General features: G+C 70.7%; 16 protein-coding genes. 7 read left to right on the top strand and 9 right to left on the bottom strand.

Features of this window, described 5'->3' with window-relative positions; translation table 11 throughout:
* The first annotated feature begins 36 nt into the window (after window positions 1–36).
* Complete coding sequence (locus tag KUM40_RS04740; protein ID WP_217163155.1) at window positions 37–1,422, top strand: serine hydrolase; 1,386 nt, start codon at window positions 37–39, stop codon at window positions 1,420–1,422.
* A gap of 81 nt (window positions 1,423–1,503) precedes the next feature.
* Here KUM40_RS04740 and KUM40_RS04735 read toward each other — a convergent pair whose 3' ends face one another.
* Both KUM40_RS04735 and KUM40_RS04730 read right to left on the bottom strand, forming a co-directional pair.
* Entirely contained in the window at window positions 1,504–1,956 is a 453-nt protein-coding gene (locus KUM40_RS04735; protein ID WP_217163154.1) for a GNAT family N-acetyltransferase, read from the bottom strand.
* 19 nt (window positions 1,957–1,975) lie between these two features.
* Window positions 1,976–2,440: a MarR family winged helix-turn-helix transcriptional regulator gene (locus KUM40_RS04730; RefSeq protein ID WP_217163153.1), complete on the bottom strand. Its 465-nt coding sequence runs from the start codon at window positions 2,438–2,440 to the stop codon at window positions 1,976–1,978.
* Window positions 2,441–2,580: 140 nt separating this feature from the next.
* Between KUM40_RS04730 and KUM40_RS04725 the strand changes: the two genes are divergently transcribed.
* Window positions 2,581–3,792: an MFS transporter gene (locus KUM40_RS04725; protein ID WP_217163152.1), complete on the top strand. Its 1,212-nt coding sequence runs from the start codon at window positions 2,581–2,583 to the stop codon at window positions 3,790–3,792.
* A gap of 116 nt (window positions 3,793–3,908) precedes the next feature.
* Entirely contained in the window at window positions 3,909–4,328 is a 420-nt protein-coding gene (locus KUM40_RS04720) for a heme-binding protein (protein WP_217163150.1), read from the top strand.
* Window positions 4,329–4,411: 83 nt separating this feature from the next.
* On the opposite strand, the gene KUM40_RS04715 is transcribed toward KUM40_RS04720, so the two are convergent.
* From KUM40_RS04715 to KUM40_RS04690, 6 genes are all read right to left on the bottom strand, one after another.
* The gene (locus KUM40_RS04715) at window positions 4,412–5,278 is read right to left on the bottom strand and encodes a GNAT family N-acetyltransferase (RefSeq protein ID WP_217163148.1); all 867 of its coding nucleotides are present in this window, start codon (window positions 5,276–5,278) and stop codon (window positions 4,412–4,414) included.
* Window positions 5,279–5,421: 143 nt separating this feature from the next.
* Window positions 5,422–5,904, bottom strand: a complete 483-nt coding sequence (locus KUM40_RS04710) for an NUDIX domain-containing protein (protein ID WP_217163145.1) — start codon at window positions 5,902–5,904, stop codon at window positions 5,422–5,424.
* 70 nt (window positions 5,905–5,974) lie between these two features.
* Window positions 5,975–6,880 (bottom strand): LysR family transcriptional regulator, encoded by a 906-nt coding sequence (locus tag KUM40_RS04705; RefSeq protein WP_217163144.1) that lies wholly within the window; start codon window positions 6,878–6,880, stop codon window positions 5,975–5,977.
* Between the two features lie 241 nt (window positions 6,881–7,121).
* Entirely contained in the window at window positions 7,122–8,300 is a 1,179-nt protein-coding gene (locus KUM40_RS04700) for a cystathionine gamma-lyase (protein ID WP_217163143.1), read from the bottom strand.
* Window positions 8,297–8,791 carry a low molecular weight protein-tyrosine-phosphatase gene (locus tag KUM40_RS04695; RefSeq protein WP_217163138.1) on the bottom strand — a complete coding sequence of 165 codons (495 nt, stop codon included), beginning with the start codon at window positions 8,789–8,791 and terminating at the stop codon, window positions 8,297–8,299. The genes KUM40_RS04700 and KUM40_RS04695 overlap by 4 nt, the downstream gene beginning before the upstream one ends.
* Before the next feature lie 5 nt (window positions 8,792–8,796).
* Window positions 8,797–9,174 carry a phage holin family protein gene (locus tag KUM40_RS04690; RefSeq protein ID WP_217163136.1) on the bottom strand — a complete coding sequence of 126 codons (378 nt, stop codon included), beginning with the start codon at window positions 9,172–9,174 and terminating at the stop codon, window positions 8,797–8,799.
* Between the two features lie 59 nt (window positions 9,175–9,233).
* Between KUM40_RS04690 and KUM40_RS04685 the strand changes: the two genes are divergently transcribed.
* The 4 genes from KUM40_RS04685 (at window position 9,234) to KUM40_RS04670 (ending at window position 11,474) form a co-directional block, all read left to right on the top strand.
* Window positions 9,234–9,551 (top strand): cupin domain-containing protein, encoded by a 318-nt coding sequence (locus KUM40_RS04685; protein ID WP_217163135.1) that lies wholly within the window; start codon window positions 9,234–9,236, stop codon window positions 9,549–9,551.
* A 128-nt stretch (window positions 9,552–9,679) separates the two neighbouring features.
* A complete protein-coding gene (locus KUM40_RS04680) occupies window positions 9,680–9,892 on the top strand; it encodes a DUF5326 family protein (protein WP_217163133.1) in 213 nt (70 codons plus the stop codon).
* A 309-nt stretch (window positions 9,893–10,201) separates the two neighbouring features.
* Window positions 10,202–10,936: an IclR family transcriptional regulator C-terminal domain-containing protein gene (locus KUM40_RS04675; RefSeq protein ID WP_308401066.1), complete on the top strand. Its 735-nt coding sequence runs from the start codon at window positions 10,202–10,204 to the stop codon at window positions 10,934–10,936.
* Between the two features lie 100 nt (window positions 10,937–11,036).
* On the top strand, window positions 11,037–11,474 hold the full coding sequence (locus KUM40_RS04670; protein WP_217163131.1) for an SsgA family sporulation/cell division regulator: 438 nt from the start codon (window positions 11,037–11,039) through the stop codon (window positions 11,472–11,474).
* A 48-nt stretch (window positions 11,475–11,522) separates the two neighbouring features.
* Here KUM40_RS04670 and KUM40_RS04665 read toward each other — a convergent pair whose 3' ends face one another.
* A complete protein-coding gene (locus KUM40_RS04665) occupies window positions 11,523–13,037 on the bottom strand; it encodes a YibE/F family protein (RefSeq protein WP_217163129.1) in 1,515 nt (504 codons plus the stop codon).
* Window positions 13,038–13,075 lie beyond the last annotated feature (38 nt).

Genomic DNA, 13,075 nt, shown 5'->3' with positions numbered 1-13,075 from the left:
CTCGACGTGAGGTGTCCTGGCCGATGGACTGGGTGCATGACGACACCTCAGGAAGAGCTGCTTCCCTCCACCCGCCGGGCGCTGTCGCACCGGATCGCCGTGGCCCAGGCCGAAGGGCGTACGCCGTCGCTCGTCGCGGCGGTGGTCCGGGACGGGCGGGTCGTGTGGCACGGTGCGCGGACGTCGGTCGACGGTCACGGGCCGGACGAGAACGTGCAGTACCGGATCGGCTCGATCACCAAGACGTTCACCGCCGTTCTCGTCCTGCGACTGCGCGACGAGGGTCTGCTCGACCTCGGCGATCCGCTGGAGAAGCATCTGCCGGGTACCGGGGCGGGGGAGGCCACGATCGCCGAACTGCTGGCGCATTCGGGCGGGCTGGCCGCCGAGTCGCCCGCGCCGTGGTGGGAGCGGACGCCCGGCTCGCTGCGGCCGGAGCTCGCCGACGTGCTGGGCAAGCAGCCGCTCCGGCATCCGGTGGGCCGTCGGCACCACTACTCCAACCCCGGCTACACCTTGCTCGGCTCGCTGGTCGAGAAGGTGCGTGGCGCTGCGTGGGAGGAGGTGCTGCGACGGGAGGTGCTGGAACCGCTGGGGCTGGACCGTACGAGCACCCGGCCGAGTGCACCGCACGCCGGTGGCTGGGCGGTGCATCCGTGGGCCGATGTGATGCTGCCCGAGCCCGCCGAGGACCTCGGGCTGATGGCGCCGGCCGGGCAGCTCTGGTCCACCACCGGGGATCTGGCACGGTTCGCCGTATTCCTGGCGAGGGGTGACGACCGGGTCCTCGACGCGGAGACGGTACGGGAGATGCGGGAGCCCGCCGCGCCGGCCGAGGCCGCCGATGTCGTGGACGGTGCCGCCTACGGCCTGGGGCTCCAGCTCCAGCACCGGGACGGGCGACTGCTCGTGGGGCATTCCGGCTCGCTGCCGGGTTTCCTGGCCAACCTCACCCTCGCCGTGGACGACGACGTGGCCGCGGTCCTCCTGACGAACTGCACCTCCGGGCCACTGCTCGCCGGGGTCGGAGCCGACCTTGTGCGCATCGTCGCCGAGGCGGAGCCGAGGATCCCGGAACCGTGGCGTCCGCTGCGGGAAGTCGACTCCTCCGTGCTGGAGTTGGCGGGGCAGTGGTACTGGGGGACGCACGCCTTCGCCCTGCGGCTGACCTCTGACGGGGGAGTCTCGCTGGAGCCGCTGTCCGGCCAGGGGCGCCGCTCGCGCTTCCGGGCCAATGGTGACGGTGGCTGGACGGGGCTGGAGGGCTACTACGCCGGGGAGTTGCTGCGAGCGGTGAGGCGCCCGGACGGGACCGTGAGCCATCTCGACCTCGGGTCGTTCGTCTTCACGCGCCAGCCGTATGACGAGGGGGCTTCTGTACCGGGCGGAGTGGACCCGGAGGGGTGGCGGGGGATCGGCTAGCAGCCGTCCGGTACCCGGCGCTGCCCTGTTTCACGTGAAACAGGGCAGCGCGCCGTTGAGGGTTGTGCTGGGAGCGTGGACTCAGAGTCGTAGCTTGAAGCCCGTGTGCGAGGCCGAGAATCCCAGGCGCTCGTAGAAGCGGTGGGCGTCGGTGCGGGTCTTGTCGGAGGTGAGCTGCACCAGGTGGCAGCCCTGCCGCCGGGACTCGTCGAGTGCCCATTCGATGAGCTGTGTGCCCAGTCCGCTGCCGCGCTCGTCGCCGTGGATGCGTACGCCCTCGATGATCGAACGGGTGGCGCCGCGCCTGGACAGGCCGGGGACGATCGTTAGCTGGAGTGTGCCGACGACCCGGCCGTCGCGGACGGCCACGACGAGATGCTGGTTCGGATCGGTGCTGAGCCGTTCGAACGCGGTCAGGTAGGGGCTCAGCTCGTCCAGTGACTCGCGTTGAGCACCCAGCGGATCGTCGGCGAGCATCGCGACGACCGCTGGGATGTCGTCGGTGGTGGTGGGGCGTATTTCGAGATCTCCCATGGCCGCACTCTAGGACCGGTCAGGCGGGCACCGGTGCCTTGAGGGTCTCCACCGCCCGGACCAGCGGGGTTAGGTCGGGGTTGGTGGCCGCGTCGTCGAGTGCCTCGCGCAGGGCGGCGTCATTGGTGGGCCGTGCCTCGTCCAACAGCTTCAGGCCCGCCGCGGTGACGTTGGTGTAGATGCCGCGCCGGTCGGTGGGGCACAAGTAGCGCTCGAGCAGGCCCCGGTCCTCGAGCCGGGTGACCAGGCGGGTGGTCGCGCTCTGACTGAGGACGACGGCGTCGGCGACCTGCTTCATCTGCAGGTGCCCCCCGTCGCCGTCGTGCTGACGGCTGAGCACGTCGAGCAGGGAGTACTCGCGCACGCTCAGGCCGTGCCCGGCCTGCAGGGCGCGCTCGATGTGAGCCTCGATCCTCCCGTGCAGCAGGGAGAGGGCGCACCAGCCCTGGGAGAGGGCGGTGAGTGCGGGATCCGTCGCTGTCATGTGGTTCCTCCGTCCCGGAGCGGCTGAGACCAGGATAGACCAGCAACGCAATTGCCAGCGGTTGCATATAGCCCGCGTGTGCAACTATTGTGAACGCACGCAAAGTGCTCCTGCAATCACCTGGAAAGGTTTACTCCTCCATGCCTCTCGCGCTCGTGGCCCTCGCGATCGGGGCCTTCGGGATCGGAACGACCGAGTTCGTGATCATGGGCTTGCTGCCCGAGGTCGCGAGCGACTACGGGGTTTCCATCCCCACCGCCGGATTCCTGGTGACCGGATACGCGCTCGGCGTGATGTTCGGCGCCCCGCTGATGACCGTGCTCGGCTCCAGGGTCCCGCGCAAGCGGATGCTGATGCTGCTGATGGGCCTGTTCATCGTCGGCAACCTGCTCTCCGCCCTCGCCCCCGCCTTCTCCGTCAGGCTGATCGGCCGCGTGGTCGCCTCGCTGGCCCACGGCGCCTTCTTCGGCATCGGATCGGTCGTCGCGGCCGACCTGGTCGCTCCGCACAAGAAGGCCGGCGCGATCGCGATGATGTTCACCGGGCTGACCGTCGCCAATGTCGTCGGCGTCCCGCTGGGAACGCTGATCGGGCAGTCCGTCGGCTGGCGGGTCACCTTCGCCGTCGTCGCCGCGCTCGGCGTCGTCGGCCTGGCCGGTGTCGCCAAGCTGGTCCCCGACGTGCCCAGGGCGGAGGGCGTGCGCCTGCGCCACGAGCTGGCGGCGTTCAAGAACGTCCAGGTCCTGCTGGCGATGGCCATGACGGTTCTCGGCTTCGGCGGGGTCTTCGCCGCCATCACCTACATCGCGCCGATGATGACCCATGTCGCGGGCTTCGCCGACGGCTCGGTCACCTGGCTGCTGGTCCTCTTCGGCCTCGGCATGGTCGGCGGCAACCTCGTCGGCGGCAGGTTCGCGGACCGCGCCCTGATGCCGCTGCTGTACATCTCCCTGGGCGCCCTGTCCGTCGTCCTCGCCCTCTTCACGCTCACCGCACACAACAAGATCGCGGCGGCCGTGACCGTCGTCCTGATCGGTGCCCTGGGCTTCGCCACCGTCCCGCCGCTGCAAAAGCGCGTCCTGGATCACGCGCACGGCGCCCCGACGCTGGCCTCGGCCGTGAACATCGGCGCCTTCAACCTCGGCAACGCGCTCTCCGCCTGGCTCGGCGGCGTCGTCATCGCCGCCGGCTTCGGTTACACCGCCCCGAACTGGGTCGGCGCCGTGCTCGCCGCAGCCGCTCTCGCCCTCGCCGTCGTCTCGGCCGCCCTGGAACGGCGCGACGGCGCTTCCGGCCCGGTCGTCGCGGGTTCCGTGCCCGCCGAGCAGCCGGCCGCCGCCGTCCACCACTGAACGACACCGGCCGCGGGGCCGCGGGGCCAGGGCCGTCCCGCCGTCCCCGCGGCTGCTTCCGTCTCGACGACCACCGAGGCACCGCACCACCCGGTGCCGACCAAGGAGAAACATCCATGAGCGCCACCGCTCTCACCCCGCTGACGACCCAGGACGCCGAAGCCCTCGTCACCGTCGCCCACCACGCCGCCGCGGCGGCCGGCGTCACCGTCAGCGTCACGGTTCTCGACGCCGGCGGCCACCTGCTCGCCTTCCGACGGGACGACCGTGCCGTGCTGATCTCCGGGGAGACCAGTACCCGCAAGGCCTACACGGCGCTCCAGTTGAACGCCCCCACTGCCGAACTGGTCGACGCCGTTCAGCCCGGAGGGCTCTTCCACACCCTGCCCACGGCACTCGACCGGCCGCTGCTGTTCATCGCGGGTGGCGTGCCCGTGCATCGCGAGGGCCGGCTGATCGGCGCGATCGGGGTGGGAGGCGGCGCGCCCGAGCAGGACCACGCCTTCGCCTCGGCCGCCGTGAAGACCCTCGTCTGACGGCAGCCTCCGCCGGTCGGCCGCCGGTTCCCCGGGACCCCCGGGGACCGGCTGCGTCGTGACGGAGGGGCGTAGCGCCGCAGTCAGCCCGCCGCCACCGTCAGCGGCGCGAACCGCCGGGTCCAGTCGCCGGGAAGCTCGGTGATCCCGTACGTCATGACCGCGTTGGGGGCGACCACTGCGAGGCCGCGCTCCTTCACCCACGCCAGCAGTTCCTCGTGCCGTACGTCGATGTCGGTGCGCAGCGGTCGGTCGGTGCGGGCGGCGAGGGAGCCGATCAGCGCCTTGGCCGTCTCGGTGTCCCGGGCGATCAGCGGGCCCACGACGTGGGTGTCCATGTTCGGCCAGGCCGCGGCGTACCCGATGGTCCGGCCGTCCTCCTCGGCGATTCGTAGCTGGTCGGCGAAGGCGGGCAGCCGCGTGACGATGGGGGTGCGGTCGGTGCCGAACACCTCCTCGTCGAGCCGGAGGATCGTGGTGAGGTCCTCGGCGGTGGCCGCGCGGGTGAAGGTCCTCGGTTCCGGTCCGCCCGGAGCGAATCGCCCGCGCACCATCTTCGCCCCGCCCGTCACCTTGAAGCCGAGCTCCTCGTAGAGCGGGCGGCCGTACGCAGTCGCGTGCAGAGTCAGGGGGATGATGCCCAGGGCGGACACGACGTGGCGCATCAGCCGGCGTCCGATGCCCTGGCGGGCGTACCGCTCGGCCACCAGCATCATGCCGATGGCGGCGAGCGCGGGGCGCTCCCGGGGGCCGTACTCGGTGACGGTGCAGGCGGCGACGAGACCGCCGCCGGGGTCGTCGATGCCGTACCCCTGTCCGGCCGTGAGGAGGAACCCCCACTTGTGCTCCTCGCGCGGCCACCCCCGGTCCTCGGACAGGTCGGCGCAGGCGGTGAGATCGCGGAGCGTCAGACGGCGGATCGGCTGAGAGGCGAGGGAAGGTGTCGGCACGCAGGTCAGGCTGTCCGACAGCGGCCGTCCGCGTCCACCTCTTTCCATGGGTACACACGAGCTTTTGGCCATGTCGTGGCCGGTGGCACCGGGCTCCGGAAGCTGCCGGACGAAACAGCCGTCGTGGGCCGGCCGGTGTCGGATCAGCCGAGGTCGGGTGCGTGCATGGCACGTACCCCCTCGATGTTGCCGTCCAGATAGTGCCGCAGCGACAGCGGTACGAGGTGGACGGAGGCGATCCCGACCCGGGTGAACGGCACCCTGACGATCTCGTACTCACCGGCGGGCTCGTCGACCTCCGGGCCGTGCCGCAGGGACGGGTCCATGGATTCCAGGTGGCAGACGAAGAAGTGCTGCACCTTCACGCCGGTCGCGCCACCGTCCTCGCCGATGTGTTCCACCGTGTCCACGAAGCAGGGCACCACATCGCTGATCTTGGCGCCGAGCTCCTCGTACACCTCGCGGTGCAGGGCGTCCACGACGGTGGTGTCGTCCGCCTCGACCCCGCCTCCGGGGGTTACCCAGTAGGGGTCGACGCCGGGCTTTGTCCGCTTGATCAGGATCAGGTGGTCGCCGTCCAGCAGAACGGCGCGTGCGGTGCGCTTGACCACGGGTCGGACGGTCATGGGAGAAATGTGGCCCGGCTGGTTCCACGTGAAACATCGCGGCGCGCCCCCGGTTCGCGAGTCCGCCGGTTCAGTTCCAGTCGGCGGCCGCACGCAGTAACCACTCGTGGGCCCTGGCGATGTGCGGCATCGCCAACGTGCCGGTACGCACCACCAGGAAATACGTCCGCAACGGCGGCACCGGGGGATCGTGCAGGGCGACGATGTCACCGCGTTCCAGCGCCACCGCGCACAGATAGCGGGGCAGCACGGCGAGTCCGGCGCCCGCGACCGTGCAGGCGAGAACCGCACGCAGGTCGGGAGCGACGACCGTGCCCGGGGCGGCCGGGCGGGCGTCGAAGACGGAGGCCCAGTAACGGGCGACGAAGGGCAGCGACTCGTGCACCTCGACCACGGGGACGTCTTCCAGGGCGGGTGCGTCGGTGCTGTGGGGCTTTTCGACGCCGGCACGCTCCGCCCAGTCGGGCGCGGCGACCAGAACGTGTTCCTCGTCGCAGAGCGCAGTCGCCGTGAGCAGCGCGCCGCGGGGGCGGGCCGTGCCGATGGCCAGATCGTGATGCTCGGCGGCCAGGCCCTCCAGGGTCTCCTCGGCGTTCCCGAACGAGGCGCGCAGGGCGAAGCCCTGTCCGTCCTCGCCGGTGAGCTCCGTGAGCGCGGGCAGCGCCCGTTCGGCGGTGAACTCGGGCGGTCCGGCCAGATGCAGGGTGCGCAGGGAGGAGTCGTCCTCCAGTCCGGTCTCGGCGATCTCCACCAGGGCGTCGAGATGCGGTGCCGCCTTGTGGGCGAGTTCGTCGCCGGTGGTCGTCGGGGTCACGCCGCGGGCCTGCCGAAGAAACAGCGGGCGGCCGAGCTGGCGCTCCAGCGTACGGATCTGCGAGGTGACGGCGGGCTGGGAGAGGCCGAGCAGGGCGGCGGCGCGGGTGAAGGAACCGGCCCGGTGCACGGTGACGAAGGTGCGCAGCAAGGCCAGATCCACGAAAGACCCCCTCCCCTCTTCTGTTCTTCTCCAGCCCCCGGCCGTACCCAACTATAAATATGTCGATAGGTCGCTGTCGCTACGGTGATTGGACACTGACACACAGTCAACTAGCCTTGGTCGCGCGGTTCTTCGCGCGCGGAACCGGAGGACGGTCCGAGCCACGAGGGGGGAGGCTCGGACCGTCCGGCGCACCCGGCCGGGCCGGCCGGTGAGGGTAAGAAGGGGCTGCGCGGCGGCGTCAGTCCGCCGATTCGTCCAGCGCCCGCAGCAGATCGGCCACCAGGTCGTCGGGGTCCTCCGCGCCCACCGAAAGCCGTACGAAGCCCTCCGGCACCGCGTCGCCGCCCCAGCGTCCGCGCCGCTCGGCGGTGGAACGCACCCCGCCGAAGCTCGTCGCGCCCTCCACCAGCCGCAGGGCCTCGAGAAAACGATCGGCACGCGCGCGCGTGGACAACGTGAAGGACACGACACACCCGTAGCGCAGCATCTGCTGCGAAGCGACCTTGTGTGAGGGGTCGTCGGGCAGCCCCGGGTACCGCAGGCCGGTGATCTCGGGCCGTGTCCGCAGCGCCTCGGCGACCTTGAGAGCGGTGGTGTCCTGCCGGTCCACCCGTAGCTGGAGAGTGGCGATCGAGCGGTGCGCGAGCCAGGCCTCCATCGGCCCGGGAATCGCCCCGACGATCTTGCGCCACCGCCGTACGGCCGTCATCGCCCCGGCGTCACGGCCGGCCACGTAGCCCAGAAGGACGTCGCCGTGGCCGGTGAGCTGCTTGGTGCCGCTGGCCACCGAGAAGTCGGCGCCCAGCTCCAACGGGCGCTGCCCGAGCGGCGTGGCGAGGGTGTTGTCGACGGCGACCAGGGCACCGCGCGCGTGTGCCGCCTCGACGAGCCGCCGTACGTCGCACACGTCGAGCCCGGGGTTCGACGGCGTCTCGATCCACAGCAGCTTCGCCCCGTCCAGGACGTCGAGCTGGGCGTCCCGGCCGGTCGGCGCGGTCCGCACCTCGATGCCGTACGCCTCCAACTGCGCGCGGACCAGCGGGAGCGCCTGGTAGCCGTCGTCGGGCAGGACGGCCGTGTCCCCGGCGCGCAACTGGGAGAAGAGCACCGAGGAGATCGCGGCCATGCCCGAGGCGAACACGAGCGTCTCGACGCCGGCCCGCCCGGGGTCCTCCAGCTCGCCGATGGCGCGCTCGAGGTGGGTCCAGGTCGGGTTCTCGTCACGGCCGTAGGTGTACGGACCCGTCGGGTCGCCCGGCAGGTGGAAGTGGGCGGCGAACACGGGGCCGGGCAGGGTCGGCTCGTGCTTGACGGGTTCGGGCAGCCCGGCGCGTACCGCGCGCGTGCCGTCACCGGGGCCCGAAGCGGGGCTCCGCGTGCCCTTGCCGGCTCTGTCGTTCGTAGCGGAATCACTCATGCCGCCCGTCCTTCCACTTGCTCTCGTACCGCGGCGAGCAGCCCGGTGCTCGCCGCCTCCACCATCTCAAGGCACTCCTCGAAGCCGTCCACGCCCCCGTAGTACGGGTCCGGGACGTCCAGGTCACCGCTGTCGGCGGCGGGATCGTACGACTGCAGCAGGCGGACCTTGGCCGCGTCCTGCTCCGTGGGCGCGAGCCGTCGCAGGGCCCTCAGATGCCCGGCGTCGAGCGCGACGACGAGGTCGAGGCGGGAGAACCAGGACTGCTGGAACCGGCGGGCCGTGCGATCGAGGTCGTGGCCGTTGTCCGCGAGGACGGCCACGGTGCGCGGGTCGGCGCCCTCGCCCTCGTGCCAGCCGCCGGTGCCGGCGCTGTCGGCCTCGACCAGGCCGTCGAGCCCGGCGTCCGCCACGCGCGCGTGGAAGACGGCCTCGGCCATCGGGGAGCGGCAGATGTTGCCCGTGCACACGAAGCAGACGCGGTAGGTCATCGGAATCAGTCCCCGTCGGGCAGGAACGCGTTGAGGGCCCAGGAGACGACCGAGATGATCAGTCCGCCCAGGACGGCGGTCCAGAACCCGTCGACGTGGAAGCTCAGATCCAGCTTGTCTGCCAGCCACGACGTGAGCAACAGCATCAGCGCGTTGACCACCAGCGTGAACAGGCCGAGGGTCAGGATGAACAGCGGGAAGGTCAGCACCTGCAGGATCGGCTTCACCAGCATGTTGACCAGGCCGAACACCAGGGCGACCACGATCAGTGTGACCGTCTTCTCCCCGGTGCTGCCCCCGGTGAGGGTGATCTTGTCGAGCAGCCACACGGCGACGGCGAGGGCGCCCGCGTTGGCGATCGTCTTGACTAGGAAATTCTTCATGTGTCTGATCGTGGCAGACGCGATCGGACACGAACGGTGAGGCAGGGGCGGACGAGGCGATGAAGGCATTCCGGCTGGACGAACTGGAGGCGGAGCGCGCCGCCAACGACGGTGCCTACCTGCAGTTCCTGCGGGAGCGGAACATGTCGGTCGGTCTGTACGCCCTCGACGCGGGGACGACCGACCCGCAGAAACCGCACGCGCAGGACGAGGTGTACTTCGTGGTGAGCGGGCGGGCCGCGATCACCGTGGACATGGAGACCACCCACGTGGCCCGCGGCAGTGTGGTCTATGTGCCGGCCGGGGTCGCCCACAAGTTCCATCACATCACTGAGGACCTGCGGGTTCTGGTGATGTTCTCTCCACCGGAGAGCTGAGCCCGACCCCGGGGTTCCCTAGGGGATCGGTCAGGGGGAGACAAGGGATGCGCGCGCCCTGCCGGCACCCTCGCGGCTCTAGCATCGAGTGCAGGACATCAGTGGACCCAGAGGTAAGGACGAGGGCGATGCGAGAGATCTTCACGGGACTGCCGTGGTGGGTGAAGTGGATCGCGGTGCCGGTCATCGCTCTGGTCGTGTTCGGCGGGCTGATCGCCAGCGTGGTCGGGTTCGTGATCGGACTGCTGTTCAAGCTGCTGGTCTTCGTCGCGCTCGTCGGCGGACTGATCTACGTCGTACGCAAGTTCATGTCGGGCTCGTCGTCACGCAGCGACTGGTGAGAGCAGTGGGACACCGGTGGCGGTAACAGGAACCACCGGTTCCCTCGGGCGGGGGAAGTTTCCCGGACGGGCCGTCGGTGAGCGGTGACCGGCGGTTAGAGTCCGGAACTCCACGCGGGGGCGACCTCGCGAACGGCGTACACCCCCACCCGTGTTCCCCGCACGGGCTGCCCCCTCGCGTTCCGGGAGTGACCCTTGGCCACGGCTGACACCGCATTCGCCCCGCTGCACACCTTGCCCGTGCAGCCCTGCTCGACGTCTCGGACACCCCCGGCGCCACCCTCCGCCGACCCGCCCTCCGCGACGCTCATCGGCTCCGTACAGCGGGCGATGCGCCTCCTCGAGTGCGTCGCCGAGCACGAGTACGGGGCCCCGGCCAAGCAACTGGCCCGCGAGACGCGGCTGGCGCTGCCCACGGCGTACCACCTGCTGCGCACCCTGGTGCACGAGGGCTACCTGCGCCGGGAGAAGGGGCTGTTCTTCCTCGGTGAGGCCGCCGAGCGGCTGAGCGGCAGCGGAGCCGAGCAGAAACGTCGCAGCACGGTGGTCGACACCATGGCGCGCTGGCGGGACGCGATCGGCGTCCCCGTCTACTACGCCATCTACCGGGACGGCGAGATCGAGGTCATGTGCGTCTCCGACACCCCGGGCAATCCCGCGGTCGAGGAATGGGCGGACTTCCGCGAGACCGGGCACGCGCACGCCATCGGGCAGTGCCTGCTGTCCCAACTGGACGACGACGCCCGCAGTGACCACCTGGACCGCTACCCGGTGCAGCCGGTCACGCCGTACACGGTGCGTGACGGCCACAGTGTGCTGAAACGACTGGAACGCATGCGTCGGATGGCGCCGGTGACCGAGCGCCAGGAGTACGCCCTGGGGACGGTCTGCGCGGCGATCCCGATCACCGTCGGCACCACGGCCGCGACGATGGCCATCTCACTGCCCCTCCATCAGGCGGACCGTTTGCTGCCCGCGGCGCAGCGGTTGCAGAACGAGGTGGGGCGGCGTCTGGGGTCGCTCGCACTCTCTATCAGTATCTGAAAACTCACTCCTTGTGATCTGGTGTGTACGTTGAGCAAGATGCCACCAGTGTTAGAGGTTTGATTCCCGGACAGTCGACGGCGAATGACGGGGTAGGCGAATGGGCGAGTCCGTACAGGCAGAGGTCATGATGAGCTTTCTCGTGTCCGAGGAGCTCTCCTTCCGCATCCCGGTGGAGCTGCGCTACGAGACCCGTGATCCCTATGCCGTGCGCCTGACCTTCCATCTGCCCGGGGACGCGCCGGTGACCTGGGCCTTCGGCCGGGAGTTGCTGGTCGACGGGGTGGGCCGGCCGTGCGGCGACGGCGACGTGCGCATCGCACCGGTCGATCCGGAACCGCTTGCCGAGGTGCTGATCCGCCTTCAGGTCGGCGGCGACCAGGCGCTGTTCCGCTCCTCCGCTGCGCCCCTCGTGGCCTTCCTCGACCGCACCGACAAGCTGGTGCCACTGGGCCAGGAGGGTGCGCTCGCCGACTTCGACACCCACCTCGACGAGGCCCTGGACCGCATCCTGGCGGAGGAACAGAGCGCGGGCTGAACCGTTACGGCAGCCCTGCGGCGGTGCCATAACGCCTCACCGGGCGCGTCAGCGCTTACGGCGGCGGCCCCGCCCGCCACGTGCCGGCGCTGTCGCCCCCGGACCCGGCGCCGCCGCGGCCTGGGCCAGCCGGTCGGCCGGTCGGTCCGCCGACACGACCAGGGCGGCCAGGGCGGTGGTGACCGGCACGGAAGCCACCAGCCCGATCGAGCCGACCAGCGTCCGCACGATCTCCTGCGCGACCAGTTCGCTGTTGGCGACCGTCCCCACACCGCTCTGCGCGATCGAGAACAGCAGCAGCAGGGGCAGCGCGGCACCCGCGTAGGCGAGGACGAGCGTGTTGACGACCGAGGCGATGTGGTCACGGCCGATACGGATGCCCGCGCGGTACAGCCCGCGCCAGCCCATCGTCGGGTTGGCCTCGTGCAGTTCCCAGACCGCCGACGTCTGGGTGACCGTCACGTCGTCGAGGACACCGAGCGAACCGATGATGATTCCGGCGAGCAGCAGACCGCTCATGTCGATCGACGGATACAGGCCGTGGATGAGGCCGGTGTTGTCGTCCGTGTTGCCGGTGAGCGCGGCCCAGCCGATGAACAGTGACCCGAGAACACCGATCAGCAACAACGAGATCAGGGTGCCCAGCACCGCCACGGACGTACGGGCCGACAGCCCGTGGCACAGGTACAACGCGATCAGCATGATGGCGCTGGACCCGATCACCGCGACGACCAGAGGGTTCGAGCCCTGAAGGATCGCGGGCAGGATGAAGAAGTTCAGCAGCAGGAAGCTGATGGCCAGCGAGACCAGCGCCATGAGGCCGCGCAGTCGTCCGACGACCACGACGGCGAGGGCGAAGATGCCGGCGAGCAGGGCCAGGGGGAGCCGGCGGTTGATGTCGGTCACCGAGTACTGCAGGTCCTTGGGCGCGGACGGCTCGTAGGCGACCACGACCTTCTGGCCCTCGTGCAACTGCCGTGACTGGTCCGGCTGCACGATCTCGGTGAACGTACGGCCCTTGCCCTCGCCGGTGTCGACGCGGATCGTCGCCCGCTTGCAGTCGCCGTTCGCCTGCTGCACCGCGGCGGAACCCTCGGCGGTGGACGTGTCGCCGGTCGGGGTACCGCCCGAGGCGTTGACGGACTGGCAGCTCAGCTCGACCACCTTGGTGACGGTGGCCTGCTGGGTCTGCCGGTCGAAGCCGACCCCGGTGCGCTCGTGCGGCGGCGCACCGCCCGGCCACAGCACCGCGAGCCCGACCAGCACCGCCGCGGCGAAGGGGATCAGGATCGCGGCGATGACCTTGCGCAGATGCCGGGAGACGGGCGCCGCCGGTCCGTGGCTGTGCGAGTGCCCGTGCCCGCCGCCCGCACCCGGCCCGCCGCCACCGTGTCCGTGGCCCGCCTGGCCCGCCCCGTGTCCGTGGCCCGCATCCTGTCTGTCCTCGCTCGCACCGTGGGCGCCGACGGGGACGCGGCCGGCTGCACGGCTGTCGCCCTCTTCGGCGTCCGGTCCGCGGTGGGGCTCGTGCGGCGGAAAGGCGGGATGCTGCGGTGTGGTCACCGCCCGATCATCGCAAGAACGAGGGGGGCCCTCTGTTC

Source organism: Streptomyces sp. AC512_CC834, assembly GCF_019049325.1.
Lineage (GTDB): Bacteria > Actinomycetota > Actinomycetes > Streptomycetales > Streptomycetaceae > Streptomyces.
Note: the sequence above shows the minus strand (reverse complement) of the source record. Positions and strands in the feature narration are given on the sequence as shown.